General features: G+C 55.0%; 10 protein-coding genes and 1 pseudogene. 4 read left to right on the plus strand and 7 right to left on the minus strand.

Annotated features, from left to right (window positions below):
- Positions 1-140: 140 nt before the first annotated feature.
- Genes pqiC through rlmKL form a run of 5 tightly spaced genes read right to left on the minus strand, consistent with a single transcriptional unit; the run spans position 141 to position 7644 of the window.
- On the minus strand, positions 141-707 hold the full coding sequence (gene pqiC, locus NQ842_RS16305) for a membrane integrity-associated transporter subunit PqiC (RefSeq protein WP_257256067.1): 567 nt from the start codon (positions 705-707) through the stop codon (positions 141-143).
- Positions 704-2344, minus strand: coding sequence for an intermembrane transport protein PqiB (gene pqiB, locus NQ842_RS16310; RefSeq protein WP_014831313.1), 1641 nt, complete (start codon positions 2342-2344; stop codon positions 704-706). Before pqiB ends, pqiC begins: the two co-directional genes overlap by 4 nt.
- A 4-nt stretch (positions 2345-2348) precedes the next feature.
- A complete protein-coding gene (gene pqiA / locus NQ842_RS16315) occupies positions 2349-3602 on the minus strand; it encodes a membrane integrity-associated transporter subunit PqiA (protein ID WP_257256068.1) in 1254 nt (417 codons plus the stop codon).
- Positions 3603-3615: 13 nt separating this feature from the next.
- Positions 3616-5523 carry an ABC transporter ATP-binding protein gene (locus tag NQ842_RS16320; RefSeq protein WP_014831311.1) on the minus strand — a complete coding sequence of 636 codons (1908 nt, stop codon included), beginning with the start codon at positions 5521-5523 and terminating at the stop codon, positions 3616-3618.
- 12 nt (positions 5524-5535) lie between these two features.
- Positions 5536-7644: a bifunctional 23S rRNA (guanine(2069)-N(7))-methyltransferase RlmK/23S rRNA (guanine(2445)-N(2))-methyltransferase RlmL gene (gene rlmKL / locus NQ842_RS16325; RefSeq protein ID WP_248060182.1), complete on the minus strand. Its 2109-nt coding sequence runs from the start codon at positions 7642-7644 to the stop codon at positions 5536-5538.
- Between the two features lie 100 nt (positions 7645-7744).
- Between rlmKL and NQ842_RS16330 the strand changes: the two genes are divergently transcribed.
- A complete protein-coding gene (locus tag NQ842_RS16330) occupies positions 7745-8854 on the plus strand; it encodes a YcbX family protein (RefSeq protein ID WP_014831309.1) in 1110 nt (369 codons plus the stop codon).
- On the opposite strand, the gene zapC is transcribed toward NQ842_RS16330, so the two are convergent.
- The gene (gene zapC / locus NQ842_RS16335; protein ID WP_014831308.1) at positions 8851-9393 is read right to left on the minus strand and encodes a cell division protein ZapC; all 543 of its coding nucleotides are present in this window, start codon (positions 9391-9393) and stop codon (positions 8851-8853) included. The two genes, NQ842_RS16330 and zapC, sit on opposite strands and share 4 nt — an antisense overlap.
- Before the next feature lie 165 nt (positions 9394-9558).
- A complete protein-coding gene (pyrD, locus tag NQ842_RS16340) occupies positions 9559-10569 on the minus strand; it encodes a quinone-dependent dihydroorotate dehydrogenase (protein ID WP_014831307.1) in 1011 nt (336 codons plus the stop codon).
- Between the two features lie 249 nt (positions 10570-10818).
- Here pyrD and ssuE point away from each other — a divergent pair, with 249 nt between their 5' ends.
- The 3 genes and pseudogenes from ssuE (at position 10819) to ssuD (ending at position 13491) form a co-directional block, all read left to right on the plus strand.
- Positions 10819-11394: an NADPH-dependent FMN reductase gene (gene ssuE, locus NQ842_RS16345; RefSeq protein ID WP_257256070.1), complete on the plus strand. Its 576-nt coding sequence runs from the start codon at positions 10819-10821 to the stop codon at positions 11392-11394.
- Positions 11387-12386, plus strand: a pseudogene (locus NQ842_RS16350) (sulfonate ABC transporter substrate-binding protein). Before ssuE ends, NQ842_RS16350 begins: the two are co-directional and overlap by 8 nt.
- The gene (ssuD, locus tag NQ842_RS16355) at positions 12346-13491 is read left to right on the plus strand and encodes an FMNH2-dependent alkanesulfonate monooxygenase (protein ID WP_047362265.1); all 1146 of its coding nucleotides are present in this window, start codon (positions 12346-12348) and stop codon (positions 13489-13491) included. Before NQ842_RS16350 ends, ssuD begins: the two are co-directional and overlap by 41 nt.
- Positions 13492-13494: the final 3 nt, after the last annotated feature.

Here is a 13494-nt window from a genome sequence, read left to right on the forward strand (position 1 = left end):
CGGATGTCATATTTGTGAGCTAGCTGGAAGATCATTTGTACAAAAAATGTGACCCGGGACAAGTAACGGTCTGACGTGAAAACGAAAAAAAAACCGCAATCAGTGGCACACCGATTGCGGTTTTTGCTGATGAATTTTACTTATGGCAGCCGGGAGATTTCTCTGGCGATGATGGCCGATTCTTGTGCCCAACCCTGCGCCAGCACTTTCACCATTTCATCATAACCATCTTTTTGCTGCTTGAGCTCCAGATGGAAAGGACGCTTAATCAGCTGTCCCTGATGGTTCAGCAGCCACTCCCCGCTAATCACAACCGCACCGTCGTAGCGGCCGTGGAAGCCCGTCACCGTGACATTCAGCGTGTCCTGATCGTTACCTAACGGCTGGGACGCGACAACCCAGCCCGGAAGCTGGCTGCCCAGATTAGCCACCAGCGTATTACGTAACTGCTGATCCAGCGGGCTGGCCCACAGGTTATTGTTAGCGATGACATACTGCACCTCGCTGGTCTGGTAGACCACTCCGTTGCCGGCCAGATAATCTGGCACAGCGACTTGCTCAACCCACAGCAGACGGTTGCCCTGCGAGGCGGTACTCTGGGTACCCGCCTGCGCCATCAGCGGCAGCTGGTAGTAACTTTTCGTTTCACTCCCTGAGCTACAGGCCGTGAGCACCATCGCACCTACAATCGCTAGCCATTTTTTCATTGTTTCGCCCTCTTCGGCTCAGGATCCTTTTTATCTTTTGCTTCAAACACCAGCGCGTTGCTCTTCTCATTGAGCGTTTTCAGTACTGGCTGCAGTTCGCGCAAGACCTGATCAAGACGCTGCATATCTGCCACCATCTTGTTGTACGCCGCCGAACCAGGCTGGAAGCCCTGCATACTGCGGTTAAGTTCACGCAGCGTTTTCTGCATATCCTGCGGCAGTTGCTGCATGCTCTGGCTTGCCGTGATCTTATTAATATTATCCAGCGTGGCTTGCAGACGTCGCATCGTTTCCTGGCTCTGGTGTAACGAACCTGTCGCCGCTTCAATCATCGGATTCAGTGGCAGGTTGTTGATCTTGTCCAGGGTATCCATCAGACGCTGCTGGATCTGGGCCAGACCGCTGCTTACCGTTGGAATGATCTTGTAGCCGCCAAACTCACGAATACCGGTAACGGGAGGCGCTTTCGGATAGAAGTCCATATCCACATACAGCGCGCCGGTGACCAGGTTACCGGTCTTCAGCGAGCCACGCAGACCCCGGTTCATCAGTGTTGAGATATGCGTGCCAATATCCTGATCCTCGCCAATCTGGTTGAGCAGACGTTCCGGCTCAATGCGGATCAGCACCGGAATACGATAGTCATCATCCAGCACCTGACGCAGGCCCGGCACAAAGAACGGCACCTGGCCTACGGTACCCAGACGGATACCACGGAACTCAACCGGTGCGCCCGGCTGCAGGCCGCGGACAGAATCTTTAAAGAACATCAGGTAGTCGATGTGATCGGTATACAGCGCATCCTGAATGCTTCTTTGATCGTCAAAGAGCCTGAAAGCCGTTTTCTCGGCAACTGGCTGCCCCAGTTCCAGCCCTTCCGGCACATCAAAGCTGACCCCGCCGCCAAACAGGGTCGTCAGAGATCCCATTTCAACGCGCATCCCTGCTGAGGTGAGATCGACCGCGATCCCGCTGTCCTTCCAGAAGCGGACATTGCTGGTCACCAGCCGATCGTTTGGCGCGTTGATGAACAGCTGATAGCTGATGGTACGTTTTTGCGGATCAAAGCTGCTGGTCTCAACCGAGCCGACACGATAGCCGCGGAACAACACCGGATCGCCGGGAGAAAGCTGGCCCGCTTTTTTACTGTCAAGGATCACGCGGATACCTTTTGCATCAGGCGGCGCGAGTGGAGGTGAATCCAGGAGCTGGTATTGGCCCGGCTGGCTGCCTTTCGCCCCCGGCTGCAGTTCAATATAGGCACCCGACAACAGCGTTCCTAAGCCGCTGATCCCTTCCCGTCCGACCTGCGGTTTAACCACCCAAAACACCGAATCACCATGCAGCAGTTTTTCCATGCCAGCATTGAGACGGGCTTTGATTTCTACATGGGTTAAATCATCGGTCAGGGTGGCGCTTTCAACCACGCCCACATCCACGCTGCGGCTTTTGATGGTGGTTTTACCGCCCTCAATTCCCTCGGCATTGGTGGTGATGAGCGTCACTTCCGGCCCCTGATGGCTGTAGTGATAAAACAGGATCCATGCACCGATCAGCGCGGTCACGATGGGGAAGATCCACACCGGCGACCAGTTTTTGACCTTCTGCACTTTCGCCTCTCCACTCTTATTTTCCATGCTCTTACGCTTCCTCATGGCTTGATTCAGGCTCACGATCCCACGATAAACGAGGGTCGAAGGTCATGGCCGCAAACATGGTCATAATTACAACCAATGCAAACATTAATGCCCCCATCGCGGGATAAATACTCATCAATCCGCCCATCCGCACCAGTGCGGAGAGAACGGCAATAACAAACACGTCAATCATTGACCAGCGTCCCACAAACTCGACGACTTCATAAATCAGGTGCATGCGTTCGCTGTCGCGTTTGCCGTGCCCTTTTGCATCCCAACAGAGCCAGGCAATCGCGATCATTTTTAAGGTTGGCACCATAATACTGGCGATGAAAATCACGCCAGCCACAGGATAGGAACCTTCCCCCCACAGCAAAATCACCCCGGCGAGGATCGTCGAGGGCATTTTGTCGCCAAGCAAATCGGTGATCATAATTGGCAATATATTCGCCGGGAGATACAGCATGACAGAGGTCACCAGCAGCGCCATCGTCCACTGCAGGCTGTTTTTACGTCGCACATGGCCTTTCGTCCCACAGCGCGGGCAGACGTCCAGATCGGCGGGCAACACCGCAGTACAGCAGGAGCAAGAGCGTAGCCCCTGACGGATCCCCGGTACGCCGACCTTAACCGTCTGAGCAAGCGCGGGGGCCGGAGCGATATCATCCCATGCCCAACGCCTGTCAACGCACTGGAATGCACGCAGTTGCAGTACGCAGTACAGACACCATGGGATAAAGCTGCTGCCAATCCCCACGTCACCGTAGGCCATCAGCTTTACGAAGCTGACCAGAATACCCGCCAGAAAAATCTCGGCCATTCCCCAGCTTTTAAGCTGGAACAGGATACGCGCCAGTTTGATTTTCAGGGCTGCGGGCATTTTTACCCGGTTGACCAGCAAAAGGATGACCACCAGACAAAAGGCCGGGACGATCTGCACAAACAGAAGGAAGAAGGTGCCGAGGCTGGCGTAATCTTCCGAGAACATGACGCCCGGGATCTCAAGTAAATCCACCTGGCTTGTGATCCCTCCCACCTTCATATAGATGAAGGGGAAGAGATTGGAGAGCAGCAGCATGAATAACGCTGCCAGTGCATATGCAGTGGGACGCTGTCTTGGCGCATCCCACTCGGTTGTTAACGTTGCGCCACAACGCGGGCACAGGGCTTTATGTCCGTGACCAAGCTCTGGCAACGCCACGAGCATATCGCATTGCGAGCATAATATATGCCTGTCGGCATGGTGCTGGTCACACATATGTTATCCCTGTTTATGCGCCGTTTTTCAGAGACTCAAGGTACTCCCAGCGCTCAAATGCTTCTTCCAGAGCTTTTTCAGCCTCGGACAGTTCAGCCAATACTTTTTGAGTATAGTCGTGCGATTGTGTGAAGAATGACGCATCGGCAACCTGCGTTTGCAATGCCTCCAGTGCGGCCTCCAGCTCTTCAAGACGCTGAGGAAGCCCCTCCAGTTCGCGCTGCAGGTTATAGCTTAGTTTAGCCGAGGTTTTCTTGACAGTTTCTGCTTTTGTTACAGCAGGTTCAGTGCTTGTTTTAGGCTTTGCCTGTTTTTGCGCCAGCGACTGTGCCTGCTGCCCTTTCGCGTCGTGATAGCCACCCACATATTGACCAATCCGCCCTTCGCCTTCGAAGATCCAGCACTCGGTCACGGTGTTGTCAACGAACTGACGGTCGTGGCTCACCAGCATCACGGTGCCCTGATAACCATCGATCAGCTCTTCCAGCAGTTCGAGCGTTTCGACATCCAGGTCGTTGGTTGGTTCATCGAGAATCAACAGGTTGCTTGGTTTCAGGAATAACCGCGCCAGCAGAAGACGGTTTCGCTCACCGCCAGACAGCGCACGCACCGGGGTCATCGCCCGTTTAGGATGGAACAGGAAGTCCTGCAGATAGCCCAGCACATGGCGCGGCTTACCGTTTACCATGACCTCTTGCTTACCTTCGGCCAGGTTATCCATCACCGTTCTGTCCGGATCCAGCTCCGCACGGTGCTGGTCAAAGTAAGCCACTTCCAGTTTGGTGCCGCAGTGAATTCGGCCGCTATCCGCCTGCAACTGACCCAGCATCAGCTTCAGCAGCGTGGTTTTACCGCAGCCATTCGGACCAATCAGGGCAATTTTGTCTCCGCGCTGGACCTGGGCGGAGAAGTCTTTCACCAGCACTTTGCCATCAACCTGATAGTTGACGTTTTCCATCTCGAAGACGATCTTGCCTGAACGGGAAGCCTCTTCCACCTGCATTTTGGCGCTGCCCATCACTTCGCGACGTTCGCTGCGTTCACGACGCATCGCTTTCAGGGCGCGAACGCGGCCTTCGTTGCGGGTACGGCGGGCTTTGATCCCCTGACGGATCCACACCTCTTCCTGGGCCAGTTTGCGGTCGAACTCGGCGTTTTGCAGCTCTTCCACGCGCAGGTTTTCTTCTTTTTCCAGCAGATAGGTATCGTAATCGCCGGGATAGGTGACCAGCTTGCCACGATCGAGATCGACAATCCGCGTCGCCATGTTGCGAATGAAGGAACGGTCGTGAGAGATGAAGATGATGGTGCCGCTGAAGGTTTTCAGGAACCCTTCAAGCCAGTCGATCGCTTCAATGTCCAGGTGGTTCGTCGGTTCATCCAGCAGCAGCACCTTCGGCCCGCTGACCAGCGCGCGGCCCAGTGCCGCCTTACGCAACCAGCCCCCTGAAAGCGCAGACAGCTCCATGTCCGGCTCCAGGCCGAGCTGAGCCAGCACCTCGTTAATACGGTTCTCCAGCTGCCACAGGCCGTGGTGATCGAGCATCTCCTGGACTTTTGCCAGTTCGTTAAGGTTCTTGTCGCTCGGGTCCGTCATCACCAGATGAGAGATCTCGTGATAGCGCTTCAGGTATTCAGCCTGCTCCGAGATACCTTCCGCAACGAAATCGTACACGCTGCCGGTGACATGACGCGGCGGATCCTGCTGAAGACGGGAAACAATCAGATCCTGCTCGTAGACAATACGCCCGTCATCCAGACCCTGCTCACGGTTGAGGATTTTCATCAGCGTGGATTTACCCGCACCATTGCGGCCCACCAGACAGACGCGTTCGTTGTCTTCGATGTGCAGTTCAGCATTATCGAGAAGCGGTGAGTCGCTGAAGGAGAGCCACGCACCGTGCATACTAATTAAAGACATTTATTTTTCCTTTCAGGCCGCGGTGATAAGCCAGCAGTTATGGATCTGACGGTTACGGGCAAAGTCCTGAGACAGCGTTTTTTGGCTGATTTCTTGTGCTTTCAGTCCCAGCGCGGCCAGGCCGTCGTGATCCATGCGGAAACCGCGTTTGTTGTTCGAGAACATAATCGTGCCGCCTTTACGCAGGAGGCGCTTCAGGTCGGTCATCAGGCGCAGGTGATCGCGTTGAACATCAAAGCTATCTTCCATACGCTTGGAGTTGGAGAATGTTGGTGGATCGATGAAGATCAGATCAAACTGTTCATCGGTGTCACGCAGCCAGCCCAGGACATCAGCCTGCATCAGACGATGCTGGCGTCCGGTCAGGCCGTTGAGACGCAGGTTGCGCTCCGCCCACTCCAGATAGGTACGCGACATATCCACCGTGGTGGTGCTGCGCGCGCCGCCCAAGCCCGCGTGCACGCTGGCGCTGCCGGTGTAAGAGAACAGGTTAAGGAAGTCCTTACCTTTGCTCATCTGGCCCAGCATACGACGGGCAATGCGGTGGTCGAGGAACAGCCCGGTATCGAGGTAATCCGTCAGGTTAACCCACAGGCGAGCGTTGTATTCGCCCACTTCGATAAAGTCGCCCTTCTCCCCCATCTTCTGATACTGGTTTTTCCCTTTCTGACGCTCGCGGGTTTTCAGCACCAGCTTGTTTGGCGCAATGCCAAGCACGGCAATGGTCGCAGCAATGACGTCCAGCATGCGCTGGCGCGCTTTTTGCGCATCAATGGTCTTTGGTGGAGCATATTCCTGAATCACCACCCAGTCGGCATAGCGGTCAACCGCCACGTTGTATTCCGGGAGGTCAGCGTCATACAGGCGATAGCATTCAATGCCTTCCTGTTTAGCCCATTTTTCAAATTTCTTCAGGTTCTTGCGCAGACGGTTGGCGTAATCTTCCGCCACACCCGACGGTTTACTGTCCGCCGCTTTCTCCGCCAGATGGTAGTTTTTCTGCACGCAATCCAGCGGGCCATTCTTCGCTTTAAACTGGCGATCTGCGCGCAGCTGCAGGCAGCTCAGCAGTTCTGGTGAAGCGCTAAACAGGGAGAGATTCCAGCCGCCAAAGTAGTCTTTCATATTACGGCCCAGCAGGCTGTGCAGCGCAATCAGCGCCGGTTCGCTGTCCAGACGTTCACCGTATGGCGGGTTGCTAATAACCGTACCGTACGGGCCTTTCGGCAGCGGGTTGGTCAGGTTCGCGACATCTTTCACATCAAAGGTCACCAGCTCACCGATACCCGCGCGACGGGCATTGCTGCGCGCACGTTCAATCACGCGCGGGTCGCTGTCAGAGCCATAGAAATGGGAGGTGTACTCGGCCAGACCTTTACGCGCACGGGCCTGTGCTTCAGCTTTGATCTCTTTCCAGAGGGCTTCATCGTGCTGCGCCCAGCCGCTAAAGCCCCAGTGGCCACGATGCAGGCCGGGAGCGCGGTCAGTCGCCAGCATGGCGGCTTCAATCAGCAGCGTGCCGGATCCACACATGGGGTCGAGCAGTGGCGTTCCCGGCTGCCAGCCGGAGCGCATCACGATGGCGGCGGCCAGGGTTTCTTTGATGGGCGCCATACCGGTGCGATCGCGGTAGCCACGCAGATGCAGACCCGCCCCGCTCAGATCCAGAGAGATACTGGCGGTATCGCCATTGAGCCAGACGTTAATGCGCAGATCCGGGTTTTCACGATCGACGTTTGGTCGTTCTTTATTTTTACGCGTAAAACAGTCCACGATGGCGTCTTTCACACGCAGCGCGCCGTACTGGCTGTTGCGGATCTCATCGTTTACGCCGTTAAAATGCACCGCAAAGGTGGCATCTGGCGTGAAGATCTCTGTCCAGTCGATCATCTGTACGCCGGTATAGAGGTCAAGATCGCTGTAGACCTTGCACTCTTTCATCGGCAGCATGATGCGCGACGCCAGACGGCTCCACATCAGGCTCTGGTAAATAAGCCGTGTGTCGCCCTCAAAATGGACACCACCCTGAACCACCTGGCACTCTTGCGCGCCCAGGGTTTCCAGTTCAGTTTTTAACAGCTCTTCCAGCCCACGGGCCGTACTGGCAAACAGAGAATTCATATCGTCACTTTTACTCTAAGAAAATTGTCGCGCATTATAGCTAATATGACGTGTATGTCATAAAGTTGAAGGCTTATTTTCATTCGAGGGACTGTGCACAGTGGCGACGTTATCCAGGCTTTTTATTCATCCGGTGAAATCCATGCGCGGTATCGGCGTTTCTCACGCGCTGGCTGACATAAGCGGATTTGCCTTCGATCGTATTTTTATGGTCACCGAGCCTGACGGTACATTCATTACCGCACGCCAGTTCCCGCAGATGGTTCGCTTTACGCCTTCACCGCTTCACGACGGTCTGCACCTCACCGCGCCGGATGACTCCAGTGTAGTGATTCGCTTTGCTGATTTTGCGCCTGTCGATGCGCCAACGGAAGTGTGGGGCAATCATTTTACCGCTCGCATTGCCCCGGACGAAATTAACCGCTGGCTGAGCGGCTTCTTCTCCCGCGAGGTACAGCTGCGCTGGGTGGGTCCGGCGCTGACACGACGCGTCAAGCGCCACGAAGCGGTTCCCCTTTCGTTCGCCGATGGCTTTCCGTTCCTGTTAACCAACGAAGCGTCACTGCGTGACCTGCAGCGCCGCTGTAAGGCCAGCGTGCAGATGGAGCAATTTCGACCGAATCTGGTGGTGACCGGCACTGAAGCCTGGGAAGAAGACACCTGGAAAGTGATCCGCATCGGCAGCGTGATTTTTGATGTCGTGAAGCCGTGCAGCCGCTGTATCTTCACAACCGTGAGCCCGGAGAAAGGCCAGAAACACCCTTCCGGCGAGCCGCTGAAAACCCTGCAGTCGTTCCGCACTGCGCAGGACAATGGCGATGTGGATTTCGGCCAGAATCTTATTCCACGCTCCAGCGGGGTCATCCGCGTGGGCGACGAGGTGGAAATTCTCGCCCGTGGGCCAGCACGCGTATACGGCGCAGGTCAGGAAGAAGAGTTTGTCGACGTTGAGATGCAAACCAGTTCGGCGGTGGATATTCACTGGCAGGGCCGCGTTATTCGGGGAAACAATCAGCAGGTTTTACTTGAGCAACTGGAGCAAGCCGGGATCCGCATCCCGTATTCCTGTCGGGCGGGTATCTGTGGATGCTGTCGTATCAAGCTGGTCGGGGGCGAAGTGAGTGCGCTGAAGAAATCAGCAATGGGTGATGACGGGACGATCCTGTGCTGCAGCTGTATTCCTAAAACGTCAGTACAGCTGGAAGCTTAAACCGCCTGTTCCAGGCTGAACGAATCTACGCGAAGCTGCGGTTTCAGCCTGTCATTCATCACTTTAATAGCATCCCCGAGCTGCATCGTCCGCCCGGCAATGGTCACGCCGGGCTGGGCCAGCAGACAAAGCGCAGCATTTTCGCCAGGTTCCACTACCAGCAAACTCACCTCTTCTGCGGTATCGCTCAGATTGACGCTGGCCGCGTCGCCCGTGGCTGGCGTCCAGTTCATGTCGTGCGGCAGAAAATGCCAGCTTTTTGGCATTTGCGGTTTCAGGAAACGAATCGCCACCAGCGCGTTTAATACCAGTTCGGCACGCTGTTCTTTTGAGAGCTGCAGGTCACGGCATTTCTCTTCAAAAGAGAAATAAAGCGCAGCGTCGTCGACACAAAAACCAGACGGGGAGAAAGCGTCCGGGGTTAACATGCGACGGGCAAAACGAGAGCGGAACAACATACCATTGGCTAAATCGAGCATCATACGGTCATGCTCGTCACAAAAATACCAGCGCCAGTTATCGTCAGGTTTAATTCGCATGTTTCTCTCCCGTCCCCAAACGTCCTGTACTAAAAATGTCCTGATTGTCGCTTCGTTTATAACACCATTAATAAAAGACTATAATGTCTAAATAAGCAACAGTGACGGAATATAAAACAACCAGGGCTGGAAATAAAGCCCTGGTTGTCTGATTAAGAGAAAAGATTAGATATGAGTAACGATTTCTTTAATCAGTGGCGGTCCTTTAAAAATAAAGCCGGAATAGATTTGCACCAGTGAGGCTCCCGCAGCCATCTTCTCGCGCGCAGCAATCACCGAATCGATACCACCGACACCGATAATGGGTAGACGACCTTTTAATTCGGCGGAGAGTGCGCGAATAATTTCCGTACTTTTTAATTGTACCGGACGTCCACTTAACCCACCCGCTTCGTCACAGTTTTTCATTCCCTGAACGAGGGAGCGATCGAGCGTCGTATTGGTTGCAATCACACCATCAATATTATGACGAACTAAACTGTCGGCAACCTGGATCAATTCTTCAGCAGAAAGATCCGGTGCGATCTTAACCGCCACCGGGACATATTTATGGTGGATCGCCTGCAGTGCATTTTGTTTATTTTTAATGGCGCTCAGAAGATCGTCCAGCGCTTCACCATATTGCAGAGAACGTAGCCCCGGGGTATTCGGCGATGAAATATTCACGGCGATATAACCGGCATAGGCGTAGACTTTATCCATACAAATCAGATAGTCATCTTTACCCTGCTCAACCGGCGTGTCTTTATTTTTGCCAATATTGATGCCTAATACGCCATCGAAATGAGCTTTTTTGACGTTCTCTACCAGATGATCCACGCCGAGGTTATTAAAGCCCATGCGGTTGATCAGCCCCTCGGCTTCAACCAGGCGGAACAGACGCGGCTTATCATTACCTGGCTGCGGACGCGGCGTGACGGTACCGATTTCGATGGAACCAAAGCCCATCGCGCCCAGGGCATCAATGCACTCGCCATTTTTATCCAGACCGGCCGCCAGACCCAGCGGGTTTTTAAAGGTCAGACCCATGCACTGCACAGGTTTTTCCGGCACATTCTGACGCACCAGTGCGGCCAGCGGCGTACCCGTAATACGGCGTAACTGCTGGAATGTAAATTCATGAGCGCGCTCAGGGTCGAGCTGGAAAAGGGCTTTACGAACGAAGGGGTAGTACATGAACTCTCCTGGATTCCCGGTGTGCAAACCGGGAGGGGATTATGTGCGATCCTGCCCGGAAAGGGAATTGACCTGTGGCAAAAAAATGGACGTAAAACGCAAACGTTTACCTGTCAGTACACTTGTTATGCACTTTTTCGCATTTTAATTGCAGATAAATCATTTAGTGGAATAACCGCGCAGTGTCACACTCCAGAAAATTGTTATGAATGTTAGATAAAAGCAAACAATTAGTTATAAGGAGCACACATGCGCGTCATCACCCTGGCCGGAAGTCCACGATTCCCTTCTCGTTCCAGCGCCCTGCTGGAATATGCCCGCGAAAAGCTCAATGCGCTGGATGTGGAAGTGTGCCACTGGAACCTGCACAACTTTGAGCCTGAGGATCTGCTCTACGCCCGCTTTGACAGCCCGGCACTGAAAACCCTGACTGAACAACTCAAAAGTGCTGACGGGCTTATCGTGGCGACGCCGATTTATAAAGCCTCATTTTCAGGCGCACTGAAAACGTTGCTCGATCTGCTGCCTGAACGTGCACTTGACGGCAAAGTGGTGTTGCCGCTGGCAACGGGCGGCACGGTTGCTCATTTACTGGCGGTGGATTACGCCCTGAAGCCGGTACTGAACGCGTTGAAGGCGCAGGAGATCCTGCACGGCGTTTTCGCCGATGACTCGCAGGTGATCGATTACCAGCATAAACCTCATGTCACACCGAACCTGCAAACCCGCCTCGACAGCGCACTGGAAACGTTCTGGCATGCCCTGCACCGTCGCGATATTCAGGCCCCTGCGTTTGGACAGCCACAAGGAGTCGCGCATGTTTAAAACACTGAGTCGAATTAGCCTGGCTGGTCTGCTGGCACTCTCGTCACTGGCCCATGCAGCAGAGACGGCACCTGACAGTTTGCGCATTGGTTACCAGAAAGGCAGCGTCAGCATGGTGCTGGCCAAAAGCCACCAGCTTCTGGAAAAACGCTTCCCACAGACCAAATTCTCCTGGGTGGAGTTTCCTGCCGGCCCCCAGATGCTGGAGGCATTGAACGTCGGCAGCATCGATTTAGGCAGTACCGGCGATATTCCACCGATCTTTGCACAGGCGGCCGGGGCGGATCTGGTCTACGTCGGCGTTGAACCCCCGAAACCCAAAGCGGAGGTGATTCTGGTGCCTGAAAACAGCGCCATAAAAAATGTGGCCGAACTTAAGGGTCACAAAGTCGCGTTCCAGAAAGGTTCCAGCTCGCACAACCTGCTGCTCCGCGCCCTGCAGGAGGCCGGGCTAAAGTTCACCGATATTCAGCCCGTCTATCTGACTCCGGCTGATGCACGCGCCGCCTTCCAGCAAGGCAATGTTGACGCGTGGGCCATCTGGGATCCTTACTACTCCGCGGCATTATTGCAGGGTGGCGTGCGGGTGTTAAAAGATGGCACCACACTGAAACAAACCGGTTCGTTCTACCTCGCTGCCCGTCCATATGCCGAGAAAAACGGTGCCTTTGTTCAGGAGGTCCTGAATACCTTTACCGAGGCCGATACCCTGACGCAAAGCCAGCGACCGGAGAGCATCACCCTGCTGGCGAAAACCATGGGCTTACCGGAGGCGGTGATCGCCAGCTATCTCAACCACCGTCCACCCACCACCATCACCCCGGTGGACGCGCATGTCGCAGCCCTGCAGCAACAGACTGCTGACCTCTTTTATCAAAACCGCTTAGTTCCAAAACAGGTGAACATTCGCGAACGCATCTGGCAGCCCACAGCCAAAGAAGGAGCCAAATCATGAGTCTGAATCTTTTCTGGTTTTTACCTACCCACGGTGATGGACACTATCTTGGTACCGAAGAGGGTTCGCGCCCGGTTGATCACGGGTACCTGCAGCAGATTGCGCAGGCGGCAGACCGAATCGGTTTCACCGGCGTGCTGATCCCCACCGGTCGCTCGTGCGAAGACGCCTGGCTGGTCGCCGCGTCGATGATCCCGGTCACCCAGCGCCTGAAATTCCTGGTGGCATTACGCCCGAGCGTGGTTTCCCCGACCGTTGCTGCCCGTCAGGCGGCAACGCTCGACAGACTTTCCAACGGACGCGCGCTGTTTAACCTGGTCACCGGCAGCGATCCGCAGGAGCTGGCCGGTGACGGCGTGTTCCTCGATCATACGGAACGCTATGAGGCCTCCGCCGAGTTCACCCGCGTCTGGCGCCGTCTGCTTGAGGGCGAAACGGTCACCTTTGAAGGCAAACATATTCATGTACGTGACGCGAAACTTTACTTCCCGCCTGTTCAGCAGCCGCGTCCGCCACTTTACTTCGGCGGATCGTCGGATGTGGCGCAGGATCTGGCGGCAGAACAGGTCGATCTCTATCTGACCTGGGGTGAACCTCCTGAATTGGTGAAAGAGAAAATCGCCCAGGTGCGGGCCAAAGCCGCCGCTCACGGCCGCAAGGTACGCTTTGGCATTCGCCTGCACGTGATTGTGCGTGAAACCAACGAAGAGGCCTGGCAGGCCGCAGACCGGCTGATTTCACATCTGGACGATGAGACCATCGCCAAAGCGCAGGCGGCATTTGCGAAAACCGACTCCGTAGGACAACACCGGATGGCCTCATTACATAACGGCAAACGCGAGAATCTGGAGATCAGTCCGAATCTGTGGGCGGGTGTCGGCCTGGTACGGGGTGGTGCGGGTACCGCGCTGGTGGGTGACGGTCCGACCGTGGCAGCGCGTATCAATGAATATGCTGAGCTGGGTATCGACAGTTTTATCCTGTCGGGCTATCCGCATCTTGAAGAGGCGTACAAAGTGGGTGAACTGCTGTTCCCGCATCTGGATGTCGCCATCCCGGACATTCCGCAGCCCCGACAGCTGCAGCTTCAGGGCGAAGCCGTGGCCAACGAGTTTATTCCACGAAAAGTCGCGCAAAGCTAAGGA

Source organism: Enterobacter cloacae complex sp. R_G8 (assembly GCF_024599795.1).
Lineage (GTDB): Bacteria > Pseudomonadota > Gammaproteobacteria > Enterobacterales > Enterobacteriaceae > Enterobacter > Enterobacter dissolvens.

Excerpts from the sequence above, each read along its gene's own strand:
- pqiC (WP_257256067.1), bottom strand. The coding sequence starts at position 707 with ATGAAAAAATGGCTAGCGATTGTAGGTGCGATGGTGCTCACGGCCTGT.
- pqiB (WP_014831313.1), bottom strand. The coding sequence starts at position 2,344 with ATGGAAAATAAGAGTGGAGAGGCGAAAGTGCAGAAGGTCAAAAACTGG.
- pqiA (WP_257256068.1), bottom strand. The coding sequence starts at position 3,602 with ATGTGTGACCAGCACCATGCCGACAGGCATATATTATGCTCGCAATGC.
- NQ842_RS16320 (WP_014831311.1), bottom strand. The coding sequence starts at position 5,523 with ATGTCTTTAATTAGTATGCACGGTGCGTGGCTCTCCTTCAGCGACTCA.
- rlmKL (WP_248060182.1), bottom strand. The coding sequence starts at position 7,644 with ATGAATTCTCTGTTTGCCAGTACGGCCCGTGGGCTGGAAGAGCTGTTA.
- zapC (WP_014831308.1), bottom strand. The coding sequence starts at position 9,393 with ATGCGAATTAAACCTGACGATAACTGGCGCTGGTATTTTTGTGACGAG.
- pyrD (WP_014831307.1), bottom strand. The coding sequence starts at position 10,569 with ATGTACTACCCCTTCGTTCGTAAAGCCCTTTTCCAGCTCGACCCTGAG.
- ssuE (WP_257256070.1), top strand. The coding sequence starts at position 10,819 with ATGCGCGTCATCACCCTGGCCGGAAGTCCACGATTCCCTTCTCGTTCC.
- ssuD (WP_047362265.1), top strand. The coding sequence starts at position 12,346 with ATGAGTCTGAATCTTTTCTGGTTTTTACCTACCCACGGTGATGGACAC.